This window comes from Streptomyces barringtoniae (genome assembly GCF_020819595.1).
GTDB lineage: Bacteria > Actinomycetota > Actinomycetes > Streptomycetales > Streptomycetaceae > Streptomyces > Streptomyces barringtoniae.
The window spans coordinates 11,566-33,912 of record NZ_JAJHNP010000007.1 but is presented as its reverse complement, the minus strand read 5'-3'; the positions used below and the strand labels follow the sequence as shown (position 1 = coordinate 33,912).

At 72.8% G+C, this 22,347-nt stretch carries 17 protein-coding genes; 2 read left to right on the top strand and 15 right to left on the bottom strand.

Annotated elements, in window-relative coordinates; genetic code table 11:
- Positions 1-13: 13 nt before the first annotated feature.
- Together LMU33_RS13925 and LMU33_RS13920 are read right to left on the bottom strand one after the other, a co-directional pair.
- Positions 14-2,707, bottom strand: coding sequence for an MFS transporter (locus LMU33_RS13925; protein ID WP_228620569.1), 2,694 nt, complete (start codon positions 2,705-2,707; stop codon positions 14-16).
- A gap of 216 nt (positions 2,708-2,923) precedes the next feature.
- Positions 2,924-3,592, bottom strand: a complete 669-nt coding sequence (locus tag LMU33_RS13920; protein ID WP_228620567.1) for a hypothetical protein — start codon at positions 3,590-3,592, stop codon at positions 2,924-2,926.
- Positions 3,593-4,230: 638 nt separating this feature from the next.
- Between LMU33_RS13920 and LMU33_RS13915 the strand changes: the two genes are divergently transcribed.
- Positions 4,231-4,755: a transglycosylase SLT domain-containing protein gene (locus LMU33_RS13915; protein ID WP_228620565.1), complete on the top strand. Its 525-nt coding sequence runs from the start codon at positions 4,231-4,233 to the stop codon at positions 4,753-4,755.
- A gap of 80 nt (positions 4,756-4,835) precedes the next feature.
- Here LMU33_RS13915 and LMU33_RS13910 read toward each other — a convergent pair whose 3' ends face one another.
- The 8 genes from LMU33_RS13910 to LMU33_RS13875 form a co-directional block, all read right to left on the bottom strand.
- Positions 4,836-7,013: an SWIM zinc finger family protein gene (locus LMU33_RS13910; RefSeq protein ID WP_228620563.1), complete on the bottom strand. Its 2,178-nt coding sequence runs from the start codon at positions 7,011-7,013 to the stop codon at positions 4,836-4,838.
- Positions 7,010-9,862 (bottom strand): SCO1167/SCO6262 family helicase, encoded by a 2,853-nt coding sequence (locus tag LMU33_RS13905; protein ID WP_228620561.1) that lies wholly within the window; start codon positions 9,860-9,862, stop codon positions 7,010-7,012. The genes LMU33_RS13910 and LMU33_RS13905 overlap by 4 nt, the downstream gene beginning before the upstream one ends.
- 95 nt (positions 9,863-9,957) lie before the next feature.
- Positions 9,958-10,539, bottom strand: a complete 582-nt coding sequence (locus LMU33_RS13900; protein ID WP_228620559.1) for a sugar kinase — start codon at positions 10,537-10,539, stop codon at positions 9,958-9,960.
- The gene (locus LMU33_RS13895) at positions 10,536-11,681 is read right to left on the bottom strand and encodes an ROK family glucokinase (protein WP_228620557.1); all 1,146 of its coding nucleotides are present in this window, start codon (positions 11,679-11,681) and stop codon (positions 10,536-10,538) included. Before LMU33_RS13895 ends, LMU33_RS13900 begins: the two co-directional genes overlap by 4 nt.
- 118 nt (positions 11,682-11,799) lie before the next feature.
- Positions 11,800-12,570, bottom strand: a complete 771-nt coding sequence (locus tag LMU33_RS13890; protein ID WP_228620555.1) for an ATP-binding cassette domain-containing protein — start codon at positions 12,568-12,570, stop codon at positions 11,800-11,802.
- Entirely contained in the window at positions 12,567-13,595 is a 1,029-nt protein-coding gene (locus LMU33_RS13885) for an ABC transporter permease (RefSeq protein ID WP_228620553.1), read from the bottom strand. The genes LMU33_RS13890 and LMU33_RS13885 overlap by 4 nt, the downstream gene beginning before the upstream one ends.
- On the bottom strand, positions 13,592-14,596 hold the full coding sequence (locus tag LMU33_RS13880) for a sugar ABC transporter substrate-binding protein (RefSeq protein WP_228620551.1): 1,005 nt from the start codon (positions 14,594-14,596) through the stop codon (positions 13,592-13,594). The genes LMU33_RS13885 and LMU33_RS13880 overlap by 4 nt, the downstream gene beginning before the upstream one ends.
- 164 nt (positions 14,597-14,760) lie before the next feature.
- Positions 14,761-15,498 (bottom strand): GntR family transcriptional regulator, encoded by a 738-nt coding sequence (locus LMU33_RS13875; protein ID WP_228620965.1) that lies wholly within the window; start codon positions 15,496-15,498, stop codon positions 14,761-14,763.
- A gap of 130 nt (positions 15,499-15,628) precedes the next feature.
- On the opposite strand from LMU33_RS13875, the gene LMU33_RS13870 reads away from it, so the two are divergent.
- A complete protein-coding gene (locus tag LMU33_RS13870) occupies positions 15,629-16,651 on the top strand; it encodes a Gfo/Idh/MocA family protein (RefSeq protein WP_228620549.1) in 1,023 nt (340 codons plus the stop codon).
- Between the two features lie 642 nt (positions 16,652-17,293).
- Here the strand turns inward: LMU33_RS13870 and LMU33_RS13865 are convergent.
- The 5 genes from LMU33_RS13865 to LMU33_RS13845 all read right to left on the bottom strand — a co-directional run bounded on the left by LMU33_RS13865 (position 17,294) and on the right by LMU33_RS13845 (position 22,222).
- On the bottom strand, positions 17,294-18,478 hold the full coding sequence (locus LMU33_RS13865) for a cytochrome P450 family protein (protein ID WP_228620547.1): 1,185 nt from the start codon (positions 18,476-18,478) through the stop codon (positions 17,294-17,296).
- A 71-nt stretch (positions 18,479-18,549) separates the two neighbouring features.
- Positions 18,550-19,221 (bottom strand): response regulator transcription factor, encoded by a 672-nt coding sequence (locus LMU33_RS13860; RefSeq protein ID WP_228620545.1) that lies wholly within the window; start codon positions 19,219-19,221, stop codon positions 18,550-18,552.
- Positions 19,222-19,298: 77 nt separating this feature from the next.
- The gene (locus LMU33_RS13855; RefSeq protein ID WP_228620964.1) at positions 19,299-20,504 is read right to left on the bottom strand and encodes a sensor histidine kinase; all 1,206 of its coding nucleotides are present in this window, start codon (positions 20,502-20,504) and stop codon (positions 19,299-19,301) included.
- A 327-nt stretch (positions 20,505-20,831) separates the two neighbouring features.
- The gene (locus LMU33_RS13850) at positions 20,832-21,224 is read right to left on the bottom strand and encodes a guanyl-specific ribonuclease (protein WP_228620543.1); all 393 of its coding nucleotides are present in this window, start codon (positions 21,222-21,224) and stop codon (positions 20,832-20,834) included.
- An 86-nt stretch (positions 21,225-21,310) separates the two neighbouring features.
- Complete coding sequence (locus LMU33_RS13845; RefSeq protein ID WP_228620541.1) at positions 21,311-22,222, bottom strand: DMT family transporter; 912 nt, start codon at positions 22,220-22,222, stop codon at positions 21,311-21,313.
- Between the last annotated feature and the right edge of the window lie 125 nt (positions 22,223-22,347).

The following is a 22,347-nucleotide window of genomic DNA, read 5'->3' as shown; positions in this document are numbered from 1 at the left end:
CGACGTGGCGGTGCTACCGGGACTCCTGCTTCCGGGACTCCTCCTGGTGGGACAGCTCCAGGTCGTGGCCGGTGACACCACTGCCGTCCAGGCGCACCGACGCGGCGACCGGGGCGTAGCCGCTGGCGATGACGGTGTACTCGCCGCCGTCCAGGTCGGTGAACCCGTAGGCGCCGTCGGAGCCGGTGATCGTGGTGCCGACCACGTTCCCGGCCGAGTCGAGCAGGGTGACCTTGGCGTCGTCGAGCGGCCGGCCGGCGGCGGTGCTGACGACACCGTGGAGCCGGGCGCCGGGTTCGAGCCGGATCTCGCAGGCCTCCGCGCCTGCCGGGGTGACGTCGACCGGGAGGGCGGCCGGGCGGTGTCCGGGCGCGTTCACCACGAGCGTGTAGCTGCCGGGGACCAGATCGGCGAGCGCGAAGGCGCCGTCGGCGGCCGAGGTGCCGGAGGAGACGACCTCGCCGCGCACGTCGGTGGCGACCAGCAGGGCTCCCGGCAGCGGGTGTCCCTCGACGGCGTCCCGGACCGTTCCGGTCAGGGCGACGGTGCCGCTCAGCGCGAGATCGCAGGTGACCGGCTCCTCACCGACGAGCACCGTGACGGCCTGCGGCTGCCGGGCACCGGCGGCGCCGATCAGCACATAGGTGCCGGGGCCGGTGACGGACATCGCATAGGCCCCGTCCGCGCCGCTGACGGCGCGAGCGAGCTGCCGTCCGTTCACGTCGATCAAGGTGATCACGGCCTGCGGCACCGGCGCACCCGCACCGTCCAGCACCCGGCCCCGGAGGCCGTACGACGAGGCGCCGGGAACGGGTTCGAACCGGTCGGCCGGCCCGGCGACGGGCCGCGTCCCCGCGGGGGTGGCCTCGGCAGGGGTGCTGCTCTCGGCAGGGGTCTTCTTGGCAGGGGCGCTCTCGGCAGGGGCGCTCTCGGCAGAGGTGATCTCGGCAGTGGTGCTCTCCGCGGCGGGCTCGGCGGCCGTGGTGGCGGCCTGCTCCGGGGCGGGGCCGGCGTTCTCCTCGGCGGCCCGCGCCTCCAGCCCGGAGACCTTGCGCAGCGGCACCTCCTTGGTCCACACCGCGACCAGGAAGCCCAAGGCCGTCACGGCCGCCGCGATGAGGAACACGAGCTGCATCGAGTCGGTGAAGCCGACCTTGAACGGCTCGGCCAGGCGCGGGTCGAGGCGCTGGATGAAGGAGGAGTCGTCGAGCACGCCCGAGCCGCTCCCGCCGCCCGCCCCGGGGTGCTTGAACATCTCGAGCACCGGCGCGTTCGCGGGGTTGTGGCGTACGGCGGGGTCGTGCAGCGCGGCCTGGAACGCGGGCGTCGCGTACGCGGTCCGGAAGGCCGAGCTGATCTTGTCGCCGACGGTGCTGAACAGCACGGACAGGAAGACCGCCGTACCGGCGGTGCCGCCCATCTGCCGGAAGAAGGTGGCCGACGCGGTCGCCACACCCATGTCCTTGGGCTCCACGGCGTTCTGCACGGCCAGGGTCAGGATCTGCATGCATCCGCTGAGGCCGATGCCGAACAGCGCCATGTAGGCCATGGTCTCCGGCAGCGCCGTGTTCCACTCCACCCGGTAGTGGAAGAGCAGCATGGCGGCGATGATCAGCAGGGTGCCGATGACCGGGAAGATCTTGTACTTGCCGGTCTTCTGGATGATGCGTCCGACCACGATGGTGCCGGCGATCATGCCGACCATCAGCGGCAGCATCAGCAGACCGGACCTGGTGGGGCTGACGCCCTTCACGATCTGCAGGTACAGCGGGATCATCATCATCCCGCCGAACATGCCCATGCCGACGAGCACGGACAGCAGACTCATCTTGCTGAACACCGCGCTGCGGAACAGCCGCATCGGGATCAGGGCCTCCTCGCCCATGGCCTTCTCGACCAGGACCCAGACGACCAGGCCGACCGCACCGACCGCGTAGCAGACGTACGCCTTCGTGGAGGTCCAGCCCCAGCTCTGGCCCTGCTCGGCCACGAGCAGCAGCGGCACCACACCGATCGCGATGGTGAGCGCGCCCCACCAGTCGATGCGGTGCTCGCGCCGGGTGTGCGGGAGATTCAGCACCTTGGCGACGACGAACAGCGCGATGATGCCGACCGGCACGTTGACCAGGAACACCCAGCGCCAGCCGGCGATCGCCAGGATGCTGCTGCGGCCCGCGAGGAAGCCGCCGATCAGCGGACCGAGCACGCTGGAGGAGCCGAACATGGCGAGCATGTAGCCCTGGTACCGGGCCCGCTCCCGGGGCGGCACGATGTCACCGATGATCGCCAGCGCCAGTGACATCAGACCGCCCGCGCCGATGCCCTGGAAGGCCCGGAAGGCGGACAGCTCCGTCATCGAGGTGGCGAACGAGCACGCCGCCGAGCCCGCGATGAAGATCGTGATGGCCGCCAGGAAGAAGGGCTTGCGTCCGTAGAGGTCGGACAGCTTGCCGTACAGCGGCGTGCTGATGGTGGAGGTGATCAGATACGCGGTGGTGACCCACGCCTGAGCGCTGAGTCCGTGCAGATCGTCGGCGATGGTACGGATCGAGGTGCTGACGATGGTCTGGTCGAGCGCCGCCAGGAACATCCCCAGCATCAGGCCGCTGAGGATCGTCATGATCTGGCGGTGCGTCAGCCTGCCGGCCGGTACGGACGCGGATATCGCTCCGGTTCCCCCTCGGGCCGGGGATGCGGACGTGGTCATACGTGCGGATCTCCTTGCCTCGCCTCGCCTGCCGGGCCCAGCCCGGCTCCGAGGCCTGTGTCATGCGGTCGACCGGGTCGCCGTCGCGACGCTTCGGCGGACGGGCGGGACGGCCGTCGCCCAGGTTCCGTTGCTTGCGGCTACCAACTGAGTGTAGATCCCGGCCCGGGCAGGCCGCGCCACACGGGACCCCCGTCGCGTCACCCGTACGCGTCGTCAGGGCATGGCCAGCCATCCGATCACGCCCGTCACGCCGAAGAGGGCGAAACCGATGCCGCACGCCTTGAGCAGCCGGCCCAGCATCCGGCCGGCCCCCGGTGGCCACAACGCCGCACCGATCCGGCCGCCCAGCCGCGGCATCACGGTGGAAAACGCGCCGCACAGGGCGGTCAGTCCGGCGACGAGTGCCACCACACAGGCGCAGATCCCGGCCAGCCGGCCGGCCGTCGGGGCCACCCCGACCAGATAACAGTGGCCCTCCGCGTCGTGCTGGACCGGCATGACCGTCCCGACCTCGTAGGAGTCGCCGATGGAGGCGAACCGGTCCACCACGTGGTGATCGTCGGAGCGGAAGAGGCCGTAGCAGTCGGTATGGCGCTGTTTGCCGGTGCCCGTGGTCTGGCAGGTCTCTATCTTCAGCAGCCCGGGAGTGCCGGACATGCGTGTGGAGTACTTCAGGCCGTCGGCGAGACCCACGCCCCCGCCGATCCCGAGGCCGCTGAACAGCACCCCGATGAACACCATGAACATCGCCGTCGCGATGCGGCCCGGCACCGTCTTCGGTGCGCTGCCGGCCTTCACCCGGTACCCCCGTCCCGCCCTCACCGTCTCACGTCTCCCCGCCTGGCCGATGCCGATCCGGCCGGTCATGATGCCATCGGCCACCGGGCGCCGAGGCACCACCCCGACGGACCACACCGGACCCACACAGATCATGCGAGCCGGCGGGGGGGACCAGCGGAACCGCGACGGCGCCGCCGACGCGTACTCAGAGGCGCGAGCCGCGGCGAAGGATCCGCCGCGGAGGCGAAGGACGCCGCCGCGGAGGCGGAGGCCCGGGCCGAGGCGATCGCCGAGGACACCGAGGACGCCGAAGCCGACGGCGGTGCACCGGAGAGCGACGGGACGTTCGGCGTCCTGGAAGTGCCGGCCGGAGGAGAGACACCGGCGCCCCGGCCGAGGCCACAGAGCCCCGTCGGCGGGGTCGTGGGTGTGACGCCACCCATAGGACGCAGATCACGTCCTAGCCGAGGCCGTAGACCCATCACCCGACTGAGCTGCACAGAAGTCGCCATAGCATCTCATTTCGGACATTTATCCGAAGATGGGTAGTACGTCACATCATTGCGCCTCGCCGAACCCGTCGCTAAACATTGCTGTCGTCGCCGGGAGCCACCGGGCGGACCGAGCGGGATTCCGCCGGATCTGCCCACTCCCGACGCAGCACGGGGCCCCCGCCCCACGCCACCGCGACCGACAGCGGCCGGCGCCGACGACGTCCTTCCGTGGAGAGTTCCTTCCGTATGACCATGACCACCCGCACCCGCATCGCCCGTCTGCGCACCCTCGCCCTCACCGGCATCACCACCACGGGCGCCGCGGCCGTCGCCCTCACTCTGATGCCCGCGAACGCCCAGGCCGCCGAAGCGACGCAGGTGCCCGCCTCCTCGGTGGTCACGGCCTCCGCCAACGACAGCGGCACCACCGCCCGGTCGACCAGCGGCTCCGCCAACAGCCTCGACGGCTGGATCAAGCAGTCCCTGCAGATCATGAAGGCCAAGGGCATCCCCGGCAGCTACGAGGGCCTCAAGCGCAACATCATGCGCGAGTCCGGCGGCAACCCCGGCGCCCAGAACAACTGGGACGGCAACGCCCAGAAGGGCACCCCCTCCAAGGGCCTCCTCCAGGTCATCGACCCGACCTTCAACGCCTACCACGTCGCCGGCACCGCCAAGAGCGTCACCGACCCGGTCGCCAACATCACCGCGGCCGCCAACTACGCCGCCCACCGCTACGGCTCCATCGACAACGTCAACTCCGCCTACTGAGCCGACGCACCCCAGCGCCAAAAGGCCGGTGCCGGCAGCGACAACCGCTGCCGGCACCGGCTTTCTCGCGCCCCGGACGGTCAGGCGTCGTCCGGTGTGCCGAGCCCGGTCAGGGCGCCCACCGGGTCCAGGTCGGGTGTGCCGCGGGGCCACCAGTCGTCCTGGCCCGGTTCCGACTCGTACGCGTACCACAGGCCGTCGCGGCCCAGCCGGAGCTGGACGTGCCCGCGCGGATGGGTGAGGCGGTTGCGCCAGGGGCGGAACGCCGGGAGGTCTGCGGCGAGCAGCAGCGGGCGGGCCCGGTCGAAGCGGCCGGCCGGCGGATCCCACGGCTCCTCCAGGACGGCCAGCCCGGCGGCCCCGCCCTGGCGCCAGGCCGCGACGGCCCGCGCCAGCTCGGCCGGGGTGCGGCCGACGGCCGTGGCGAGCGTGGCGTACAGGGTGCGGGTGGTGGCCGTGAGGCCGGAGCCGGGGCGGGCGGCGGCCAGGCGCACCGCGTCCTGCCACAGGGTCAGCTCGCCCACCGGGTCTCGTCCGGTGCCGAGCAGCGCGTGGGCACGGGCGGCGGCGTCGGTCGCGAGCTGGTCCAGCGCGAAGGGGTCCGGGCCGCCGGGCGCCGCCGGATAGACCGGGGGCTGCTCGGGGTGCGGGGGCACCGGCAACGGCGGGGGCAGCGGCGGGAGTTGGCGCGGGGCGAGGGCGTCGGCGGCGCGCATGCCCGGCAGGGACTCCGGCTGCCGCTCCTGTGCGGCGCGGGCCGCACGGGCGGCACTGCGGCGCGACAGCGCGTCGAGCAGGCTCCGCTCGCCCCGGCCGCGCAGCAGGAGCAGCACGAACGGGTCGGCGTCGAGCAGCCGTGCCGTCTGGTAGCAGAGCGCCGCCGCGTGCTTGCAGGGGTGCCCGGAGTCGGGGCAGCTGCAGCGCGGCACGAGGTCACCGGGGCCGGGCAGCAGGGGCACACCGCAGTCGGCGAGGGACTGGGGCAGTTCCTTGTCGAGCAGCGCGGCGATGTGCCCCGGCCGGTCGGCGGCCGCGTCCAGGAAGCGCGCCCAGTCCGTGTCCTCCAGCGTGCGGACCCGCACCTGCACCCGGTACGGGCGGGGCCGGCTTCCCCGGACGTACGCCAGGACCAGCCCCGGGGTCACGGTGATCGCGTCGACGTGCCCCTGGTCGGCATAACCGCGGCCCCGCGCCAGCCTCTTGGGGTCCAGCGCGCCCTGCTCCAGCGCGGCCACCCAGGCGTTGCCCCACCAGGTCCCCGCGAACGGCACACCCTCGTCGGTGGTCTCCCGGGGCGCGAACTCGGGGAACGTACGGCGCAGTTCGGAGTCGCGGTGGGGGGTGGCCATGCTGGCGGGCACATGGGGGGACGCGGCTGCGGGGTCGGATCGGCGCGGGATGGTGCCACGTCGGTTGTTCGTGCCGCCGGGGACGGTGGGGGTGGCGGGAGCGGATGTGGCGGGGGGTGCGGGCGGGTACGCCGGCTCGTCCCGCGCCGGCCCCGGACCGGCGGGCGTGGGATCCGGTCCGGCGGGGGCGGTGACGGGGCGCGGCTCGGTTGGGTCGATGGGGTCAGTGGGGTCGGCGGTCTCGGTGCTGTCGCCGCTGCCGCTGGTGCCCGCGCTCGGCGTCTCGTCCTCCGGGGTGTCGGACCACACCGGCATCCGGAAGGCGTTGGCCAGGTAGTGCCGCATGTCCTGGGCAGCCTTGGCGCGGGCGGCCGGGGAGTCCGGTCCGGGGACGGCAGGAGTACGCGGTGCCGGGGAGCCGGAGCCACCGGTCGCGCGCGGCCCGCGTCGGGTACGGCGCTCCTGCGATCGCCGGCCACGTGCGGCGGCCTCCTCCGCCTCGGCCTCGGCACGCAGCGCCTCCCGGCGTGCGGACCGGAGTGCTTCCCTGGCCACGTCGGCGGGTCGCACAGGGGGCCCTTCCGCCCGGATGGCCCCGGACACGCCCCGCTCCCCCACACGGTCGGCCCCGGACACGCCTCGGGCATCTGCACGGTCAGCCTCGGACACGGATCGATCACCCGCGTCCTGGTCACCCGCCCGGTCAGCCCCAGTCCGCTCGGCCCCAGCCCGCTCACCCCGAGCCCACTCAGCCCCAGCCCGCTCGGTCCTGCCCTCCTCGGATCCGGCCGGCTGGAGCCCGACATCTTGGGACCCGGCCCGTGCGGTCTCCGCGCGCCGGCGTGCCTCCCGCAGGGCCCGGCGGGCGGCGTCGGCGGGGCGCTGTTCTCCGCGTTCTCCGGCCGTCATGACTGCCTCCGCAGTGAGACGAGGTCGGACAGCTCGCGGTCCGTCAGTTCGGTGAGGGCCGCCTCGCCGGAGCCCAGGATGGCGTCGGCCAGGGCGCGCTTGGCGGCGAGTATCTCGGCGATGCGGTCCTCGACCGTGCCCTCGGTGACCAGGCGGTGGACCTGGACCGGCTGGGTCTGGCCGATGCGGTACGCGCGGTCGGTGGCCTGTTCCTCGACCGCCGGGTTCCACCAGCGGTCGAAGTGGATGACATGGCCTGCGCGGGTGAGGTTCAGGCCGGTGCCGGCGGCCTTGAGGGAGAGCACCAGGATCGGGGTTTCACCGCTCTGGAAGCGGTCGACCATGCGCTCGCGTTCCGGGACGGGAGTGCCGCCGTGCAGCAGGTCCACCGGGATCGCCCGGGCGGACAGGTGCGCGGCGATGAGGCGGGCCATGCCGACGTACTGGGTGAAGACGAGCGCCGAGCCGTCCTCGGCGAGGAGGGTGTCCAACAGCTCGTCCAGCAGGGCGAGTTTGCCGGAGCGGGCCACGAGCCGGTCGGCGTGCGTCTCCTCCTTCAGGTACAGCGCCGGGTGGTCGCAGATCTGCTTCAGGGCGCCCAGCAGTTTCAGGACCAGGCCCCGGCGGGCGATGCCCTCGGCGATCTCGATGGCCAGCATGGACTCGCGCACCACCGCCTCGTACAGCGCGGCCTGCTCGCGGGTGAGCGGCACCGGGTGGTCGGTCTCGGTCTTGGGGGGCAGTTCGGGGACGATGCCGGGGTCGGACTTCTTGCGGCGGAGCAGGAACGGCCGGACCAGGCGGGCGAGGCGGTCGGTGGCCTCCTGGTCCTCGCCGTTCTCCACCGCGCGGGCGTGCCGGGCGCGGAAGGACTTCAGGGGGCCGAGGAGTCCGGGGGTGGTCCAGTCGAGCAGGGCCCACAGTTCGGAGAGGTTGTTCTCCACCGGGGTGCCGGTCAGCGCCACGCGCGCGGGGGCCGGGATGGTGCGCAGCGCCTTGGCGGTGGCCGAGTAGGGGTTCTTCACGTGCTGGGCCTCGTCGGCGACGACCATCCCCCAGGCACGGTCGGCGAGCTGTGCGGCCGCCGATCGCATCGTGCCGTACGTGGTGAGGACGAACCCGCCGTCGAGGCCGTCGAGGGCGCGGTCCGGGCCGTGGAAGCGGCGGACGGGGACGCCGGGTGCGAAGCGGGTGATCTCGCGCTGCCAGTTGCCGAGCAGGGAGGCCGGGCAGACGACGAGGGTCGGCTCGGTGCGGGCCCGTTTGAGGTGCAGGGCGATGAGCGTGACCGTCTTGCCGAGGCCCATGTCGTCGGCGAGGCAGCCGCCGAGGCCGAGGGAGGTCATCAGGTCCAGCCAGGCCAGACCGCGCAGCTGGTAGTCGCGGAGGGTGGCGGCGAGGCCCGCGGGCGGGTCGGCGGGGCGCAGGCCCGCCGTGAGCCGGTCGCGGAGGGCGGCCAGCGCGCCGACCGGTACGGCCTCGACACTCTCGCCGTCGACGTCGGCGGTGCCGGTGAGCGCCACGGAGAGCGCGTCGACCGGGTCGAGCAGGCCCAGTTCGCGCTTGCGGGCCTTGCGGACGAGGGCCGGGTCGACCAGCACCCAGCGGTCCCGCAGCCGTACGACCGGGCGGTGGGCCTCGGCCAGGGTGTCCATCTCGGCCTCGCTGAGCGGATCCCCGCCGAGGGCCAGCTGCCAGCGGAACTGGAGCAGTTCCTCGCTCTCGAAGAAGCCGGTGCCGTCGGTCGCCGAGCCGGGCGCCGGGCGCACCACCGCCGCCGCCGTGAGGTCGCGGGCGAGGTCCCGGGGCCAGTGCACGGCGACCCCGGCGGCGGCCAGCCGCGTGGCGGCGACGCCGAGCAAATCACCCAGCTCCTCCTCGGACAGGGCGAGCACATCGGGCACGTCCTGTTCGGCGAGCCGGTCCAGGGGCGGCCACACGCGGGCCGCGCGCCGCACCGCGAGGGCGGCGTCCACCCGCGAGCGGGGCCCGAACGCCGTGTCGGCCTCCCCCGCCCACAGAGCCGCCGCGTCGGCCACCAGGGTGGGGTCGGCGAGGCTGTGCACCTGCACGATGGCCGCGCCCGCGTTCCTCGGGCCGGTCGCCTGCTGGACGCCCGCGTCGGCGTCGAAGACGTCGTACGCGGACAGGTCCAGGCGGAGCGAGATCCGCACGCCCGCGTCCATGCCGGCGGCGACCTCGGCCGCCCATTCATGGGCCTGTGGCAGCGCCACGGGCTCCCGGGCGGCGAAGGGCCGGCCGGCGGTGAACGGGGCGGCCGGGGTGCGGGGCAGGGTGTCGGCGACCGCGTCCAGGAAGGAGCGGACCAGGGCCTCCGGTTCGGGCAGCCGGAGCAGGCCCGGGTCCGGGAGCGGCACGGCGTGGCCCTCCGGCGGCAGGGCCGCGGCGACCGCGCGCAGGTGGGCGATGTCGGCGGGCTCCAGCGGGCCGGCGCGCCAGGCGTCGTGGCCGGCCGGGGTCAGGCCCGGCAGCAGGCGGCCGCGGGCGACCAGCCGCAGCGCGTGCAGCGCGGCGGCGCCCCAGCAGGCGGTGGCCGGATGGGCGGCCGGGTCGCGGCGGGCCCGGACCAGCAGCGGCAGGGCCTCGGCGAGCGGCAGCGTCAGCGCGGGCACCTGCCGGCGGCGCACACCCGCACCGTGGCGTCGTACGACCGTGATCTCGGCGGTGTCGCCCTCGAGGGACCCGCCCTCGGGGTCCCAGAAGGCGATGCGGCCCTCGCGTGGGAGGGGTGCGGGAAGGTACACGGACGCGAGGCGCACCGGGACCTGGCCCCCGGCCTGCCCGGAGCCTCCCGTGCGCCCGGCCACCGCGGCCGTGCCTGCGTTCATACGTCCTGCCACCTCCCGCCCGTGCGTCGGACCAGACGTCTTCGACTCTACGGGCGGGGTCTGACAACCGGCCCCGGACCGGTCGTGGCCTGCGGTTACGGGACCGTGCGGGAGACGACGTAGACCATCGGGTTCTTCGGGTCGGACATGTTCACGACCACGTCCTGGGTCGGCGCAGGGTTCTTCTGCGCATGGGTCAGCCCCCACCAGGGGCCGGGTCCGGTGAAGTGCCAGCCGCTGACCTTCTGGTCGCGGGTGCCGATGGTGATGTCGCCCGTCTTCAGCTCGTCCCGGCGCGCGCCCATGGTCTGCAGGAAGCTGTCCAGGCCGGCTTCGTTGGTGCGGAACTGCACGTAGAGGCGGCTGGTCTTCCAGTTGTTCGTCTCGTAGGAGGCGATGTAGTCGGCCGGGTGCGGGACGGTCACCTGGTAGAGGCGGCGCTGCACCTTCGACGGCCAACCCGGGGTCAGGCCGGTCGCCGAGTACTTCGCCTCCTTGTCCTTGCCGCTGTTGCGGCTCTGGTTCGCGGAGATCACCAGGTAGCCGGCCGGGACGCCGATCAGCAGGCCGATGATCAGCAGGGTGAGCGCGCGGCGCCTGGCCTTGTGCCGGGGGTCTTCGGCGCGGCGGCGCGGCTCGTCCGGCGGGGCGGCCTGGCGGGGCAGGGAGGCGGTCATGCGGTGTCCCGGTCGCGGCGGGCCTGGGTGTACCGCTCGTAGCGCTCGTACCGCTCCACCCGGCGGCGCTTGGCCCGGCGGAACCGGCGGGCGACCAGCCGGGCCAGGTCGGCGGCGCCCACCATGCCGGCCTCGGGGCCGAGCTGGGCGCGGGTGATGCGGGCCTCGGGGCGGTAGCCGCGGCCGGTGAGGTGGCGCTTGAAGGCGTCCCGGGCCGGGCCGATGAGCAGGTCGTCGGCGGCCGAGACACCGCCGCCGATCACGAAGCAGGAGGGGTCCAGGGCGGCGGCGAGGTTGGCGATGCCGACGCCGAGCCACTGGCCGATGTCCTGGAGCAGCTCGATGCACATGGCGTCGCCCTCGCGGGCCAGCTCGGTGATCATCGGGCCGGTGATCTCGTGGATGTTGCCCTTGACGTGCTCGATGATGCCGTAGGCCACCGGGGAGTCGGCGGCGGCCAGCTCCTTGGCCTCGCGGACGAGTGCGTTGCCCGAGCTGTACTGCTCCCAGCAGCCGCGGTTGCCGCACGGGCAGCGGTGGCCGCCGGGCACGACCTGCATGTGGCCGAACTCGCCGGCGACGCCGTACTTGCCGCGCTTGACCTGGCCGTCCTCCAGGATGGCGCCGCCGATGCCGGTGCCGAGCGTGATCATGACCAGGTGGTCCTCGCCGCGCCCCGCGCCGAAGCGCCACTCCGCCCAGGCGGCGGTGTTGGCGTCGTTGTCCACGAGGACCGGCACGGACAGGCGACCGCTCAGGCGGTCGCGCAGCGGTTCGTTGCGCCAGGACAGGTGCGGGGCGAACAGGACGCGGTTGCGGTCGGCGTCGACCCAGCCGGCCGCGCCGATGCCCACCGCGTGCACGTCGTGCCGGTCGGACAGGTCCAGGACGAGTTCGACGATGGTGTCCTCGACGACCTGGGGACTCTTGGACTTGTCCGGGGTCTCCGCGCGGAGCTTCTCCAGGATGGTGCCGTCGGCGTCCACGACGCCCGCCATGACCTTGGTGCCGCCGATGTCGATCCCCACCGTGGGCACGCGGGGTGCGGTCAGGTGGGAGCGGCGCTCGCGCGTGCCGACGGTTCGCAGGACCGGGGCTCGGCGGGAGCCGATGGGGGCGGTGAGGTCGCGGTAGGTGCTCATCGTTGGTCGATTGTGCCGCACGCTCACGCTGAGTGCTGCGCGGGGCAGGGGGAGGGGGGTGCGCGAGCATTGCCGTCCGCGGGTGCGTCGTGGTTGATCGCGCAGTGCCCCGCGGCCCTTAGCTGCGCTGCAGTTCGTGGCGCAGAGCCTCAAGGTCGGACCCGCCGGCCATCTGCTGGGTCAGCTCGTCCAGCGTTATGTCGTCCCGTGTGTAATTCCCCACCATCGTGCCCCTGCGCAGCAGTACGAACCTGTCCCCCACCAGGTACGCGTGATGCGGGTTGTGGGTGATCAGAACAACGCCCAGGCCCTCGTCGCGTGCCGCGGCCACATATTTCAGGACCACACCGGACTGCTTCACCCCCAGTGCCGCCGTCGGCTCGTCCAGGACCAGGACCTTCGCACCGAAGTGGACCGCGCGGGCGATCGCCACGCACTGGCGTTCACCGCCGGAGAGGGTGCCGATGGGTTGGTCGACGTCACGGAGGTCGATGCCCATGCGGAGCAGGGCCTCACGGGTGGTGCGGCGCATGAGGTCGGTGTCCAGGCGCTTGAAGGGGCCCTTGCCCTTGCGGGGCTCGGAGCCGAGGAAGAAGTTGCGCCAGACCGGCATCAGGGGGACCACCGCCAGGTCCTGGTAGACCGTGGCGATGCCGCGGTCCAGGGCCTCCCGCGGGGAGGAGAGGGTCGTCTCCTCGCCCTCGATGCTCAGGGTGCCGCCGTCGTGCCGGTGCAGACCCGCGACGATCTTGATCAGGGTGGACTTGCCGGCTCCGTTGTCGCCGAGGACGCAGGTGATCTCGCCGGGGTGGACCTCCAGCGAGACGCCTTCGAGGGCTCGGACGGTGCCGTAGTGCTTGCTGACGTCGGTCAGCTCGACCAGAGTCACTTGTTGGCCTCCGCGCGCTTCTTGACCCAGGCGTTGAGCAGGGTCGCGAGGAGCAGCATCGCTCCGAGGAAGAACTTGAACCAGTCGGGGTTCCACTCGGCGAAGACGATGCCCTTGCTCGTCATGCCGAAGAGGAGGGCGCCCACGGCGGAGCCGATCGCGCTGCCGTAGCCGCCGGTGATCAGGCAGCCGCCGATCACGGCCGCGATGATGTAGATCAGCTCGTTGCCGACGCCCTCGCCGGACTGGACGGCGTCGAAGGAGAAGAGCAGGTGCTGGCCGGAGATCCAGGCGCCGAACGCCACTCCCATGTAGAGGCCGATCTTGGTCCTGGCGACCGGGACGCCGACCGCGCGGGCCGCGTCCTGGTTGCCGCCGACAGCGAAGATCCAGTTGCCGGCGCGGGTGCGCAGCAGGATCCAGGAGGCGAGGACGACCAGGCCCAGCCACCACAGGATCGTGACCTTGAAGTCGACGCCGCCGACGGTGAGGGTCGAGGCGAAGAGTGCGTGGGCGGAGGGGAAGCCCTCCATGTCCCCGATGGTCTTCGTCGACACCGTGCCGTCGATCAGCTTGGTGAAGCCCAGGTTGACGCCGGTCAGCATCAGGAAGGTGCCCAGCGTGACGATGAAGCTGGGCAGCCCGGTACGGGTGAGCATGAAGCCGTTGAAGGCTCCGATGGCGAGGGTGACCAGCAGGGAGACGCCGACGCCGACCCAGGTGTTCGCCGTCATCTGGTAGCTGAACATCGAGGAGACCAGCGCCGAGGACGTCACCAGGACACCGGCCGACAGGTCGAACTCGCCGCCGATCATCAGCAGCGCCACCGGTACGGCCATGATGCCGATGGTCGAGGAGGCGTACAGGACCGTGCTGAGGCTGGAGGCGTTGAGGAAGCCGTCGGCGGCGAAGGCGAAGAAGAGGAGGACGGCGAGGGCGCCGACCACCGAGCCCAGTTCCGGCCGGGCGAGCAGCTTCTTCAGCGGCGAGCTCTGCAGAATCCTTTCATCAACGGCTGTGCTCATCGGGTGCCCCGCTGGGTGTACGCGGCCAGCGCGGAGGCCTGGTCCTTGGTGATGATCTGCGGGCCGGTCAGCACCGGCTTGCCGCCGCCGAGGACGTCGCCGTTGTACCTGTAAGCCCACAGCAGGTCGACCGCCTCGTAGCCCTGGAGATACGGCTGCTGGTCCACGGCGAAGCCGAGGGTGCCGTTCTTCAGCTCGGCGGCGACCTGGGCGTTGAGGTCGAAGGTGTCGATCTCGGCCTTGCTGCCCGCGTCGCTCCTCGCCTTCACGGCGGTGTCGGCGTACGGGGCACCCAGGGTGACGACGGAGTCGATGGACCTGTCGGCCTGAAGCTTGGCCTCGATGGCGGACTGGACGTCGGGCATGTCGGTGCCGTTGACGTAGAGCTTCTGCAGCGTGCCGCGGAAGGCCCTGGCGACGCCGTCGCAGCGCTGCTCGTGGCCGACGTTGCCCTGCTCGTGCAGCACGCACAGGGCCTTCTTCTTCCCGCGCCTGTTCAGCTCGTCGCCGACGGCCTCGCCGGCGATGGTCTCGTCCTGGCCTATGTGGGTGAGAGCGCCGAAGGCCTTGGACTCCTCGGAGCCGGAGTTCACCGTGACGACCGGGATGCCGGCCTTCTCGGCGCGGGCCACGGCGGCCTTCATGGCGTCGGGCTTGGCCAGGGTGACGATGATGCCGTCGACCTTCTTGTCGACCGCCGCGTCCACGAGCTGCGCCTGCTGCTGGGCCTGGTCGTCGTGCGAGTACAGGAAGTTGATGTTGTCCTTGACGGCGGCCTGCTTGGCACCGCTCTGCACGATGTCCCAGAAGGTGTCGCCGTCTCCCGAGTGGGTGATCATCGCGAAGGTCCAGCGCGGTGTGTTCACCGCCGCTCTCCCCTGGGCCGCGGCGGCCTTGCGGGCGTCCTCGGCCCGCTTGCCTCCGGTGCTGCTGCAGGCTGCCAAGGACATCGAAAGTGCCCCCGTCAGCGCCATGACTGCCCAGGTCCGAAACCGTGCCACGAGGCGGTGCCCCTTCTTGCCGTGTTCGTACGTACGGAAGGGGCCGGTGATCAGCTCAGCGGCCCCAAACGCTCCAGTATCGAACACGGGTGACACTCATGACACAGCCGGGGAGCAGGCGTCCGCCTGAATGTCCGGACATTGCGACGAACGCAGCTCGCCGGTCAGGGCCGGACGAGCAGCTGGAACTCGAAGGAGTAGCGGGTCGGCCGGTAGGTGTGATCGCCGAACTCGACCGCGCGGCCGGTGTCGTCGAAGGTGGTGCGCTGCATGGTGAGCAGCGGCGCACCCTCGGCCTCCGCGAGCCGCTCGGCCTCGGCCGCCGTGGCGGCGCGGGCGCCGATGGACTGGCGTGCGCTGTGCAGGGTGATCCCGGCCGAACGCATCAGCCGGTACAGGCCGGTCGCCTCCAGCTGGCCGGTGTCCAGGTCGAGCAGGCCGGGCGGGAGATGGTTGGTCAGGTACGCCATCGGCTCGGCGTGCGCGAGGCGCAGCCGCTCGATGCGGTGCACGTCGCTGCCCTCGGGGACGCCGAGCGCGGCGGCGACCTCGGCGGAGGCCGGCACGACGGTGTTGACCAGCACCCTGGTCGCGGGGCGCTGGCCGGCCGCCTCCAGATCGTCGTAGAGACTGCTCAGCTCCAGCGGGCGCTTGACCTGGCTGTGCACCACCTGCGTGCCGACGCCGCGACGGCGTACGAGGAGCCCCTTGTCGACGAGGGACTGGATGGCCTGGCGGACCGTCGGCCGGGACAGGCCGAGCCGCGCGGCCAGCTCGATCTCGTTGCCCAGCAGGCTGCCGGGGGTGAGGCTGCCGTGCTCGATCGCGGCCTCCAGCTGCTGGGAGAGCTGGAAGTACAACGGCACCGGGGAGCTACGGTCCACATGGAGGTCGAGCGACACGGTGGGGTCCACATCTGGTTTCGGCACGGGGCCGAGCGTAGCCCCGTGGCCGGTTGACGGGAAGTTGTGTAGTCCGATTGTCCGGACATACGCATTGACAGCGCACGGGCTCCGCCCTCACTTTGTTTCCATGCGCATCGGGGTCATCGGTACGGGCCGCATCGGCACCCTTCACGCGAGGACGCTGAGCCGTCACCGCGAGGTCGGATCGCTGATCCTGACCGACACGGATCCGGCCCGGGCACAGGGACTGGCACACCGGCTGGGCGAGACGGCGGCGCCGGGTGTGGACGAGATCTTCAAGTGGGGCGTGGACGCGGTGGTGATCACCACGGCGACGTCGGCACACGCCGAACTGATCGGTCGGGCAGCGCGTTCGGCCCTGCCGGTCTTCTGCGAGAAGCCGATCGCGCTCGACCTGCCGGGCACGCTGCAGGCGCTCGCCGAGGTGGAGACGGCGGGCACGATCCTGCAGATGGGGTTCCAGCGGCGCTTCGACGCGGGATACGCCGGCGCCCGCGAGGCCGTGCGCTCGGGACGCCTCGGCCGGCTGCACACCGTGCGCGCGATGACCTGCGACCAGTCCCCTCCACCCGCCGACTGGCTGCCGCTGTCCGGCGGGCTGTTCCGGGACACGCTGATCCACGACTTCGACGTGCTGCGCTGGGTGACGGGCCGTGAGGTGGCCGACGTGTACGCCACCGGGTCCGACGCCGGGCCCCCGATGTTCCGCGAGGCCGGTGACGTCGGCACGGGCGCGGCGCTGCTCACGCTGGACGACGGCACGCTCGCCACGGCCACGGCGACCCGGCTGAACGGCGCCGGGTACGACGTGCGCATGGAGCTGGCCGGGGAAGCGGACACGGTCGTGGTCGGCCTGGACGACCGTACGCCGCTCGCGTCCACCGAGCCGACCGGGCCGCCGCCCGCGGACAAGCCGTGGCCGGGCTTCCTGGAGCGGTTCGGGCCCGCGTACGAGGCCGAGCTGAACGCCTTCGTCGACGTGGTGCGCGGCGATCGCCCCAACCCGTGCGACGGCCACGAGGCCCTGCAGGCCCTGCGGTTGGCCGAGGCCTGCGAGATCTCCCGGCGCGAGCGGCGCCCGGTGTCCCTCACGGAGCTCCCGGACCGGGCACGGCCGTCGCAGGGCTGATGCGGGGGCCGCGTACGACCGATGCCGAGGGCCTCTTACGACCGTTACGGCGGGCGCCGCGTATCACCGTTGCTGCAGGCGCCCCGCACGACCGTCACCGCCGACTCCGCCCGTGCCGTGTGCGCGCCGCACGACAGTGCCACGGGCGCCGCGTACGACCGTTGCCGCGGGCACCGCCCACGACCGCTGCCTCAAGTGCCTCGCGCAGCCGCACGCACCACGCACGACCCTTGCCGCGGGCACCTCGCACAGACCGTAGCCGCCGGCGCCGCCCACGACCGCTGCCGCAAGCGGCTGACGCACCCGCAGCCGCGCGCGCCACGCACGACCGCAGACGTCGGCGCCACGCACCACCATCGCCGCCGGCGACAGGCACCACCGTAGCCGCCGGCGCCGCCCACGACCGCTGCCACAAGTGCCTCGCGCAGCCGCAGCCGCGCGCGCCACGCGCCACCGCAGACGTCGGCGGCACGCACCACCATTGCCGCCGGCGCCGTCTACGACGGTTGCCGCGGGCGCCACGCACGGCCGCAGCCGCCGGCTCGCCCCACCACCGTGTCGCAGGCGCCACGCACGACCGTGGTGGGGGCTGTGCCTGCGGCCGTTGTCGCGGGCCCGCGCGCAGGTGGTGTCAGCTGCTGGTCACCAGCGGACCGGGAGGCTGCGCATCCCTCTCATCAGGAGGCCGGGCAGCCACTCGCCCGGTGTGCCGTCGAGTTCGAGGGCGGGGGCGCGCTCCAGGAGGGTGCCGATGGCCGTGCGGCCCTCCAGGCGGGCCAGAGGTGCGCCGAGGCAGTAGTGGATGCCGTGGCCGAAGGCGAGGTGGCCGCGGGTGTCGCGGCGGATGTCGAACCGGTCCGGGTCGCCGTAGCGCTCGCCGTCGCGCTGGGCCGCGGTGAGGCTGATCACCACATGGGTGCCCTTCGCGATGGCCGCGCCGGCGATCTCCAGGGGTTCGGCGGCGAACCGGTAGGTGGCGCTCTGCACGGGGCCTTCGTAGCGCAGCATCTCCTCGACGGCGCCGTCCAGGAGGGTCATGTCGGCGCGCAGGGCCGCGAGTTGGCCGGGGTGGGTCAGGAGGGCGTGGACGCCGTTGCCGATGAGGTTGACGGTGGTCTCGTGGCCGGCGATCAGCAGCAGGAAGGCCATGCCGCGCAGTTCGTGTGCGGAGAGCCGGTCGCCGTCCTCGGCAGTGGTGCGGATCAGATCGCTCAGCAGGTCGTCGGTGGGGCCGGAGGAGCGCTTGTCCTCGATCAGCTCGGTGAGGTACTCACCGAGCTGGACGATCGCCTCGTAACCCGTCTGCCCGTTGGTGGGCGCGACCACCTCCGTGGACATCTTGCGGAACTCCTCGCGGTCCATGCCCGGCACGCCGAGGAGTTCGCAGATGACGGTGATCGGCAGCGGGTAGGCGAGGGCGGCGATGAGGTCGGCGCGGCCGGCCGGGAGCATCTCGTCCAGCAGTTCGTCGGTGATCTGCTGGATCCTCGGGCGCAGCTGCTCCACCCGGCGCATCGTGAACGCGCGCGTGACGAGGCCGCGCAGCCGGGTGTGCTGGGGCGGATCGGTGGTGAGCAGATGCCGGCCGATCATCTCCTCCTCCATGGCGGTCAGGCCGATCTTGCCGGTGTCCTTGGCCAGCCGGGGGTCGGCGAGGGCCGCCCGCGCCTCCTCGTACCCGACGACCAGCCAGGCGTCTTCCTCCCAGCCCGGCAGCCGGACGCGGTGCACGGGGCCCTGCTCGCGCAGCCGGGCGTACACCGGATGGGGATCCGTGCGCAGCGCGTCCCCCAACTCCCCAAGGTCGACCACGTGTTGCCTGCCCATCGCTCCCCTTCCGGACGCCCCCGAGGCACACCGGGCACCCCCGGTACCAGGACAACGCGCGGCGTACGCGCTTAGTGCCCGTCGTCCTCGAGGAGTCCGGCGTCGTACGCGAGCAACGCGATCTGGACGCGGTTGTCGAGGCCCAGCTTGGCGAGGATGCGCGAGACGTGCGTCTTGACGGTGGCCACGCTCATGAACAGCTCGGTGGCGATCGCCGCGTTGGCAAGGCCGCGGCCGACGGCGACGGCGACCTCGCGTTCGCGGTCGTTGAGGACGGCGAGCCGTTCACGCGCGCGTGCCTGGCGCGCGTCGGCGGCGCCGCCGGCCGCGTGCCGCATCAGCTGCCGGGTGACGGCGGGCGACAGCACGGGGTCGCCGGCCGCGACCCGGCGCACGGCGTCGACGATCTCGGCGGGCGGGGTGTCCTTCAGCACGAATCCGGCGGCGCCCGCGCGCAGGGCGTGCAGCACCTGCTCGTCGGCGTGGAAGGTGGTGAGCACCACGACCTGCGGGGCGTCGGCCCGGGCGCGCAGTCGCTCGGTCGCGGTGAGCCCGTCCACCGAGGGCATCCGGATGTCCATGAGGACGACGTCCGGCCGGGTGCGCGAGACGAGTTCCTCGGCCTGGGCGCCGTCCGCGGCCTCCCCGACGATCTCGATGTCCTCGGCCCCGCCGATCATCAGGGCCAGTCCGGCCCGTACGAGCGGGTCGTCGTCGACGAGGAGGAGTCTGATCGGCGTCATGGGCCATACGTAATCACGGTTGCGCGACTCGTGTTGCCCCCCGTGCCCGTCGGCGTCCGCGGCCGGCCCGGAGGTGCTCAGGGCGTCGGTGCCGTCCGGCCCCAGGGCAGCCAGGCCCGTACCTCGAACCCGCCGTCGGCCGTGCCGCCGTGCTCCAGCCGGCCGCCGGTCAGGGTCGCGCGTTCGGTGAGGCCGATCAGGCCCTGTCCGGAGCCGGGGACGGGCGTGGGCTCGCTGGTGGGCGCCGGGTTGGCGACCGTCACGGTCAGGCCCTCGCCGGGGGTGCCGGTGAGGCGCAGGGTGACCTCGGCGCCCGGGGCGTGTTTGCGGGCGTTGGTCAGGGCCTCCTGGGCGATGCGGTAGGCGGTGCGGCCGACGGAGGCGGGTACGGCGGCCGGGTCGGCGACGTGGTGCTCCAGGGTGACCTTCATGCCGGCCTCGCGGCACTCGGCGACGAGGGCGTCCAGCGCGGCCAGCGTCGGCTGGCGCCGTTCCCCGGCCGCGTCGTCGGACTCGCCGGCCCGCAGCACGCCGATGATCTCCCGCAGGTCCTGCAGCGCCTCGTGCGCGCTCTCCCGGATCACTCCGGCGGCCCGGGCGATCTCCTCGCGGGGCGCGTCCGGCCGGAACTCCAGCGCGCCCGCGTGCACGCTGAGCAGTGTGAGCCGGTGGGCGAGGACGTCGTGCATCTCCCGGGCGATGGCCTCGCGGGCGAGCCGCTGCGCCTGCTCGGCGCGCAGCCGCGCCTCGGTCTCCGCCCGGCGGGCCCGCTCGCGCAGGCTGAGCATCAGCAGCCGCTTGGAGCGCACGAACATGCCCCAGCCGATGACGGAGACGGCGAGCAGCACGACGAACACGACGGAAGCCGCGAAGGGCAGATCGGGGTCCGGGCGCAGCCAGTAGTAGACGGGTACGAGGGCGAGGTCGGCGCCGCCGATCCAGGCGACGTAGCGGAAGGGCCGGTGCACGGCGAGCGTGAACAGGGCGACCGCGCCGGCCCCGCCCGCCGTGGAGGACACGAACCCGACGGCGACCATCGCGACGGCGAGGCCGACGGGCCAGCGGCGGCGCAGCCAGACGGCGCCGCAGGACAGGGCGCCCAGCACCACGTCGGCGACGGCGAGGCCGCCGGGCACGTCCGCCTGGCGAAGGGTGACGGCGGACGCCAGGAAGAGGAACACGGCAAGCAGGAAGCAGCAGGTGTCGACGGCCCAGTCCCGTGCGGTGCGCCGGGGCCGGCGGCCGTCCGGGTCGAGCCCGTGCAGCAGGGCTGAGGGCAGCATCCACCGGCGGGGCCACGCCCCGCGCTCCACGGTGTGGTCGAGCCCGTTCTCTGTCACGGTCGACAAATCTACGCAGGCGCGGGGCACCGGCCGCACCGTGGAAGGTGATCGGCTACCAAAGTCGCGGACTCGTCGACTTTCGGCGGCACCACCGGACGAGCCTTGCCGACGGCCGGGACGTCCCCGTTCGCGTCCTGGAGGAGGCCGAGAGCGTCACCGCCCGACCGGACGGCGGACGACAGCGGGCCGCCGGGGCAACCCCGGCGGCCCGTTCCTGCGTTCGCGGGATCTGTCGCGCTGTTCCCCGGAGTCCTGTCGGCGTCCGGCTCAGCAGCCGAAGTCGACCAGGTCGAACGTGGCGTAGTGGTCGGAGGTGTAGTAGTCCTCCTGGGAGCCCTCACCGGTGACGATGCGCCGGGCACCGCGCGTGGGGGAACCGGGGGTGATCACCGTGTACTCGTGGTAGTAGCCGGAGGACTCGCTGGGCAGCACGCCCTCACGGTTGGTGAAGACGGTGCCGTCCTGCGAGTACGGGTACGGGCCGCCCTGGTCGATCAGGTCCAGGGTGTCGTGGGCCTGCGACGGCAGGTCGCCGTAGCAGATGCTGCCGACCGACGAGGCCGCGTCCGCCGTGGTGGCGGAGACGGTGCCGCCTACGAGAAGGGCGGACAGGAGCGCGGCTGCGGCGCTGATGCGAGTGACGCGTGGGGGGAATCTCATGCCCACCATGATGACGCGCGTAGACGTTGGCATGTCAACGACAAGATTGAAGATTTTCCCATCAAGACCCATGAGTTTTCGGGAAGTTAACCTGCCGCCCTGCGCCCCCACGCGGTCCCCACGAGCACCAGCGCACCACCCGCGAGAGCGAGTGCGCCGAGCCGCTCCCCACCGAGGGCGATACCCGCCGCGGCGGCCCACAGCGGCTCGGTGCCCAGCAGCAGCCCGACCCGGGACGGGGAGGTACGGCGGACCGCCCACATCTGCACGAAGAAGGCGAACACCGTGCACAGCACGGACAGGAACAGCAGCCCCGCCCAGTCCCGGGCGCCGAACCCGGCCGCGACCGACCAGGGCGCCGGACCGCCCGAGACCGCCGGCAGCAGGGCGAAGACGGCGACGGACGCGCCGAGTTGGACCGTGGTCAGCGGCAGCGCGCCGGCACCCTGGACTGCCCTGAGCCGGGACATGGCGAGGACGTGCAGCGTGCGGGCGAGCGCGGCGAACAGCATCAGCAGGTCACCGGCGCTCGGCCGGGTGAAGCCGCCGCCCTGGGTGAGCAGGACGACGCCGAGCACCGACAGCAGCGCCGCGCCGAGGAAGGCCGGGGTGGGCCGGGTGCGGGTGACGGCGGCCTCGGCGAGCGGGGTGAAGACCATGGTGAGGCTGATGATCAGACCGGCGTTGGTCGCCGAGGTGTGCACCACGCCGTAGGTCTCCAGCAGGAAGATGCCGCTGAGGATCAGGCCGAGCAGGGCCGCGCCGCGCCACTGGGCGCCGCTCAGCGCCCGCAGGGCCCGGCGGCCGGCGACGGCCAGCACCGGTACGGCGAGCGCGAACCGCAGCACGAGCACCGCGAGGACCGTGCGCGCGGTGGTGATCTCCTTGGCCGCGAGATAGCTGGCGCCCCAGCAGACGGCGACGAGCAGGACGGGCAGGTCGGTGTGCCAGGCACGGCGGGGCGCGACGGCGGCACCCGGTACGGCGATCGACGACATGGGGCGGCTCTCCCGGTCTCCGAAAAGGGGTGCGGAGACATCGGTGGCTCGCACGGGGCGCGATCACCGTACCGGCGGGGACGATCTTCGGCCAGGGGTTTGTGCGCGCGCCTCAGGCGGCTTCG